6 protein-coding genes are annotated in these 5,687 nt (G+C 53.2%); 3 read left to right on the top strand and 3 right to left on the bottom strand.

The annotated features are described in order from the left end of the window. The 3 genes from ACRESJ_RS09055 to ACRESJ_RS09045 form a co-directional block, all read right to left on the bottom strand. Positions 1-739, bottom strand: a 739-nt coding sequence (locus ACRESJ_RS09055; protein ID WP_431757605.1) for an amidohydrolase family protein, incomplete at its 3' end; no start/stop codon positions are given. A 646-nt stretch (positions 740-1,385) separates the two neighbouring features. Continuing rightward, positions 1,386-2,156, bottom strand: a complete 771-nt coding sequence (locus ACRESJ_RS09050; RefSeq protein WP_431757604.1) for an SDR family NAD(P)-dependent oxidoreductase — start codon at positions 2,154-2,156, stop codon at positions 1,386-1,388. Positions 2,157-2,234: 78 nt separating this feature from the next. Continuing rightward, positions 2,235-3,005: a transporter substrate-binding domain-containing protein gene (locus ACRESJ_RS09045; RefSeq protein WP_431757603.1), complete on the bottom strand. Its 771-nt coding sequence runs from the start codon at positions 3,003-3,005 to the stop codon at positions 2,235-2,237. Positions 3,006-3,397: 392 nt separating this feature from the next. On the opposite strand from ACRESJ_RS09045, the gene ACRESJ_RS09040 reads away from it, so the two are divergent. The 3 genes from ACRESJ_RS09040 to ACRESJ_RS09030 all read left to right on the top strand — a co-directional run. Beyond that, positions 3,398-3,904: a heme-degrading domain-containing protein gene (locus ACRESJ_RS09040; RefSeq protein WP_431757602.1), complete on the top strand. Its 507-nt coding sequence runs from the start codon at positions 3,398-3,400 to the stop codon at positions 3,902-3,904. A gap of 180 nt (positions 3,905-4,084) precedes the next feature. Continuing rightward, positions 4,085-5,497, top strand: a complete 1,413-nt coding sequence (gene gabP / locus ACRESJ_RS09035) for a GABA permease (protein WP_431757601.1) — start codon at positions 4,085-4,087, stop codon at positions 5,495-5,497. Then, positions 5,497-5,687, top strand: a 191-nt coding sequence (locus ACRESJ_RS09030; RefSeq protein WP_431757600.1) for a PEP/pyruvate-binding domain-containing protein, incomplete at its 3' end; no start/stop codon positions are given. The genes gabP and ACRESJ_RS09030, both read left to right, overlap by 1 nt.

The following is a 5,687-nucleotide window of genomic DNA, read 5'->3' as shown; positions in this document are numbered from 1 at the left end:
CATGAGGGGCATCGGTGGCTTCCAGAAGCAACTTGTCCGCGCCGACTGTATGAACAATATGCGTCACAAAACGAGCCGTTTCTTCGGGATGAACAGACGTGCGATAGCCAGGGCCCTTGAACCACACATTGCCCCGCTCTCTTGCTTCAGCGAGTAGCGCGATGTATGCCGGCTCGGTAATGTCCCGCTCGCGGTGGCAAGTGCCCAGATGGTCGATGATCACCCGCACATCGCGAGGAATCTGGCGCAATACGCGCAGATTGGTTTCGGCTTCCTTCGCGTAAATATGCAGGTGCTGGTGCGGCAGCAGGCGGGCATACAACGCCAACCATGACTCATCGCTGAAGCCTGTAGCAGAAACCGTTTCAGGCCTTGCATCGTGCAGGACGATTCGAGCGCCAATCACCTGCGGATGCGCGAGACGTTCCTGGGTAGCGTAAGCAGGTTCTGCCTTGATCGTACCCACCAGTTTGACGCCCCCATAACGCAGAGGGTCTGCAGCCTGGAGTTTCTTGAGTTCCTGAAAGGAAGCGAACACGTTTTCTGAGTCTGGGAGAATACTTAGATGGACATTGTTGATGAGCGTCAATGCAATCCCGGTATCGATCAATCTATCCAGATACGCAGTCAGCGGATGCGGCTCAGGTAACGTATAAGGCAGCGAGCCGGCCACCCGCCGAAGATCTTCCGAAGTATAAAAATGAACGTGACAATCTATTCTTTTGGTCGACGGCAGCATGAGTATTGTTTCCTGCTTTTGTGCGAAAACAATAATCTCCGTCAGCGTTTCGTCGCTCCCCCTAACTCGACGTGTAGTATCAAATTTTCGCCATGTACGATTTTATGGGCAAGGAAGATTCAGGAATACCGGCTCGGAATTTAATCGCAGAGTAGGCTCTGAGCAGTTCCTGCTGCACTGTCTGCTGGATTTGTAGGTCGACGAGCTGATGCTTCGGCCAGCCGATTGGTTAGCGGTAGGTTCGGGTAATGGCGAAATTTTGTTGTCGTGAAAGTTGAATAAACTACAGAAGCCAGCTCGAGATAAACCTGAGAACCCAGTGTGACCGGCCATTGTTGATAACGCGCTTGAGTCACGCCGAATGCATCGTCGACCCAGATGTACCGTGAGGCCTCCTCGCATCAGTGCCATCACCTGCGGGGTCTAAACGCGGAGCGATCTGTGTACTTAATAACAGCTGAAGGCTCTGGTAAATCTAGCATTTGTTGACACTAGTGGATTTACGAGCCTTCGGTGCTCAGAGGCACGTGAGGGGAGTTAATTTCGATTTGAGCATATGGAAATATTGAAAGTGCCTGGCGACCGCTCACCAAAGCAGTGGCCGGCAGGCAGATTCGAGTCGCATCTGGGATGTACCCTGGATGCTTTATCTGATGTAGCTTCCGCCATTTACGTCCAACGTCGCACCATTCAGTGAAGCTTGAGACGGCCGTAATGTGAACGCCACCAACTCGGCGATTTCAGATGGGTTGGCCATGCGCCCGACCGGTATGTCAGATACCGCCGCTGCCTCACCATGCTGAGCTACGAATTGCTCTGCCATATCTGTGCGTACCCAACCCGGTGCAATCGCTACAGCGACAATGCCCTCGCCCGCCACGCTTCGTGCCAGCGACTTGGTGAGGTTAATCAACGCCGCTTTACTCGTTCCGTAGGGCAATGCATCAGCGGCATAACCGCGCTGAGCTGCGCGACTCGCCATGTTAATAATGCGTCCACCACCGTTGGTTCGAAAATGCATGACCGCTTCACGAGACAAGTCAGCGGCAGCGAAGAAGTTCACCTGAAACTCTCGGCGCCACGCGGCTCGCCATTCCGAGGGCGGAGCCTCAAGTGGAATCTCAGTGCGAATGCCGGCGTTATTGATAAGGCCATGAATTCGGCCTCCGGCCAATGCCAAGGCGGCTTTCCACAGTTCCTCTGGTCCGGTTTCCTTACTCAGATCTCCCTGAACGATCCAGCCTTTACCGCCGATACGATCCAACAGACGCTGTGCGCCCTGCTCATCGCGGCTGTAATGGATCAGTGCACGAGCACCTTCCGAGACAAGTTGCTCAACGATTGCTGCGCCAATACCTCCAGAACCACCTGTGACCAGGATGATTTGCCCGGCGAGGGGGCGTGTAGCGTCACTCATCTGTGCTTACCTCCGCTCAATTTAAATCGGGACATGCCGTCTGACCGCAGAGACAGAAGGCACGTCTGGATGTGGGCTTTATTTCTTCTCAGCGTTAGCTTCGATCGAAGCTTTGTCCACCAGCTTCTGGATGTCGCCAGTCTCACGCCGCTGCGTCAGGTAAATATTCAGCACTTGCAGATCTGCCGGTGAGATGTCTCTACGCACGCCGAATGAAACGCCCTGCTTGGCCAATGCTGGTTTAGGCAAAATTTCGCGTGTCCAATCCGGGTTGGCCAGGGCGAAAAGGTGATTGGTATCGCTGGCGTCTACCAATACGTCAGCACGCTTGGACATCACAGCCAAGCGGGCTTCATCCATGCCCGGTAGACGCATGATTTTGCCGTTACGAACAACTGAAGAAATAGCCTTGTCTTGCGCAGTGCCAGACATTACGGCAAACGTTACTTCAGGCTTGTCGAGAGCGCTAACATCGTCCTTGACGTCAGCTAACTTGGGGTTGTCCTTGTTCACCAACAGCGACACTTGATAGTCGGTAGCGGGTACGGTGAAAGCGACTGCCAATGCCCGCTCCGGAGTCTGGTTGAGAGCCATGGCCAGATCCCATTTGTTGCTCTGCAACCCAGCTACCAGGTTGTCCCAGTTGGTATCAACAAAGGTCACCTTGACCTTCAGGACCTTCTCACCAAAGTCGCGACACAGATCGACGAAATAGCCGCTGTACTCTCCAGAACTGGCGTTCCGCATGACATATGGGGCGGCCACGGCGGCACCACAGCGAAGCACTCCTGCCTTTTGCACATCTTGCCAGATGGAGCCTTCGGCCGCCTGAGCCGCGGACTGAGCCATCAAGGCACCGCACAAACTGGCGCCAACAAATAAAGCTTTGAGGGAACTAGGGATTAGCCGAACCATTTTGACCTCACTGATAATCGTTGTTTTTGGCAGTAAAGGTAGAACGCTGCAATGCATGCCGTTATGTGTGCATGTCTGTATTCACAATAAAAATTAAGTGAAGACCTGTCAACAGCTCACCAATGATCTTTTGTAATCGAGAGATGGATCATTTTTGGATCCATTGCAGAGAGTCTCTGGATCGTGGGAAGAAATCACATTTACGTGAGCAAAAACATAACTTAGCGCTAGAACAAATGCATTTAACTCACGCTACGTTTCAGCTCATGCTGTTTGGATATAGATGCTCATGTACGTCGACGATGAGCTTGACTGGGGAGATCGAGATGAACCTGAAGGACGATCTAGCATTACTGATTCGCCAAGAGGAGATGCTTCAGTTCGAACATTTTGACGAGGAGACCGCATGGCAGTTGGGCGCACATATCTATGGGCGAGCTAAGACCGAATCGTGGCCTCTTGTGATTGACGTGAGACGCTTTGATCGTCCGGTGTTTTTCGCTGCCCGTCCTGGAGTTACCTCCGACAACCTTGGCTGGGTTATGAGAAAAGCGAATACGGTTCGGCGTTTCTTACGCAGCTCTTACCGGCTAAGACACCAACTGGCCTTGGAAAACCTAGATATTTCTGAGCGCTATCATCTGTCACCAGCGGAATACGCAAGTGTGGGGGGAGGATTCCCCATCATTGTTCGGGGTGCTGGTGTGATTGGTTCTGTCACGGTCTCAGGCTTACCTGATCGGGAGGATCATCAGATCATTGTCGAGACGCTCTGCAAGCTTCTGGATCAAGACTTTGATGCACTGAAGCTCGCCCCCGAGAGCTCCTTTTAAGATTGGCACAAGCAATACACACGCTTCACTCCGCGTTTCAACGTACACCACCCAAATGCCGAGAGAGGCCGCCCTCTGGATTGCACCGAAACTCCCTGCGGTGACATTCGTAAGAGAATTCGCGCGAACTCCCCTCATCGACGGAATAGAACGCTCCAAAAACAATCAATGAGTCTATCCATGTCCAATACATCACTGGCGTCTGGCTTGAAGCAACGTCACGTCACCATGCTGTCTATAGCCGGTGTGATCGGCGCTGGCCTGTTCGTTTTTTCAGGCCATGCAATTGCCAAAGCAGGTCCTGCTGCGCTTCTCGCGTACATCTTCACAGGTGCCTTGGTAGTCCTTGTCATGCGAATGCTGGGAGAGATGGCCGTTGCATCGCCTGACACAGGATCATTTTCAACCTATGCGGATCGAGCGATCGGCCGCTGGGCGGGCTTCAGTATTGGCTGGCTCTACTGGTGGTTCTGGGTACTGGCAATTCCGCTGGAAGCTATTGCCGCAGCGAACATTCTGAATGCCTGGATACCTCAGGTGGACACTTGGGTCTTTGCCTCGACAGTTATTTTGCTGTTGACCTGTTCCAATTTCTTCGGTGTCGCCCGTTATGGCGAGTTCGAATTCTGGTTCGGACTGCTGAAAATCATTGCCATCATCGCTTTCATCGCACTCTGCGCCGCAGCCCTCCTGGGTCTACTACCCGACCGAGAAGTGAGTGGACTTGAACAGCTTGTCTCCCAACATGGCGGTTTTGCACCCAACGGTCTTGAAGCAATCGTTGGCGCAATGTTAACGACGATGTTCAGTTTCATCGGCGCGGAGGTGGTCACCATTGCAGCAGCAGAGTCGAAAAATCCAGCTCAGCAGATCACCCGCGCCACGAACTCAGTGGTGTGGCGCATCTGCGTTTTCTATCTACTGTCCATTTTGATGATTCTTTCTATCGTCCCATGGAACGACCCTCGCTTGCCCGAAGTGGGTTCGTTCCAGCGCGCCTTGGAGATCATGCAAATCCCCAATGCCAAACTCTTAATGGACATCGTTGTTCTGGTGGCAGTTGCCAGCTGCATGAACTCTCAGGTCTACACCGGATCGCGCATGCTCTATTCACTGGCCCAGCGGGGAGATGCACCGCGTTTCCTGAAGCGCATCAGCATGGCAAAGGTTCCACTTGCCGCGGTGGCATCAACCACTGTGCTGGGAGTTTTGGCGACTTTCGTCAATTACTTTGCCCCACAGAGTGTATTTGCCTTTCTCCTCGCAACCTCCGGGGCTGTGGCACTCCTCGTTTATCTGGTCATCGCCGTTTCTCAGCTGTGCTTGCGCAAGAAACTCCTGGCTGCCGGTGAGCCATTACATTTTCGGATGTGGTTGTTTCCGTGGTTGACCTGGGCAGTGATCCTGTTCATCAGCGGCGCGTTGATCGGCATGTTCTTTATCCCCGCTTATCGCTCCGAAATCACCGCTACCGGGCTATTGGCGGTAGTGATCATTTGCCTGGGCTTGATGAATTCAAAAAGGGCCTCTCATCTTGCCGTACGACATCCAGAGCAAAGGGCACCACTGCCTGAGACAGTGTCGAACACCTGATGCTTCGCAAGTGCCCCGCAACGTTTATCGGAGAGTTTAAAGTGGTTGAGTATATAGTTCCCTTTGAGAGCCTTGGCGCTCATGACGTGGAGTATGTAGGAGGCAAGAATGCCTCCCTGGGCGAGATGATCAGCAACCTGGCAGGTGCCGGTGTATCGGTGCCCGGTGGCTTCGCCACAACCGCTCAGGC

This window comes from Pseudomonas sp., assembly GCF_050739655.1.
In the GTDB taxonomy this organism is placed as follows: Bacteria; Pseudomonadota; Gammaproteobacteria; order Pseudomonadales; family Pseudomonadaceae; genus Aquipseudomonas.
This window is presented reverse-complemented; position numbering and strand designations above follow the sequence as displayed.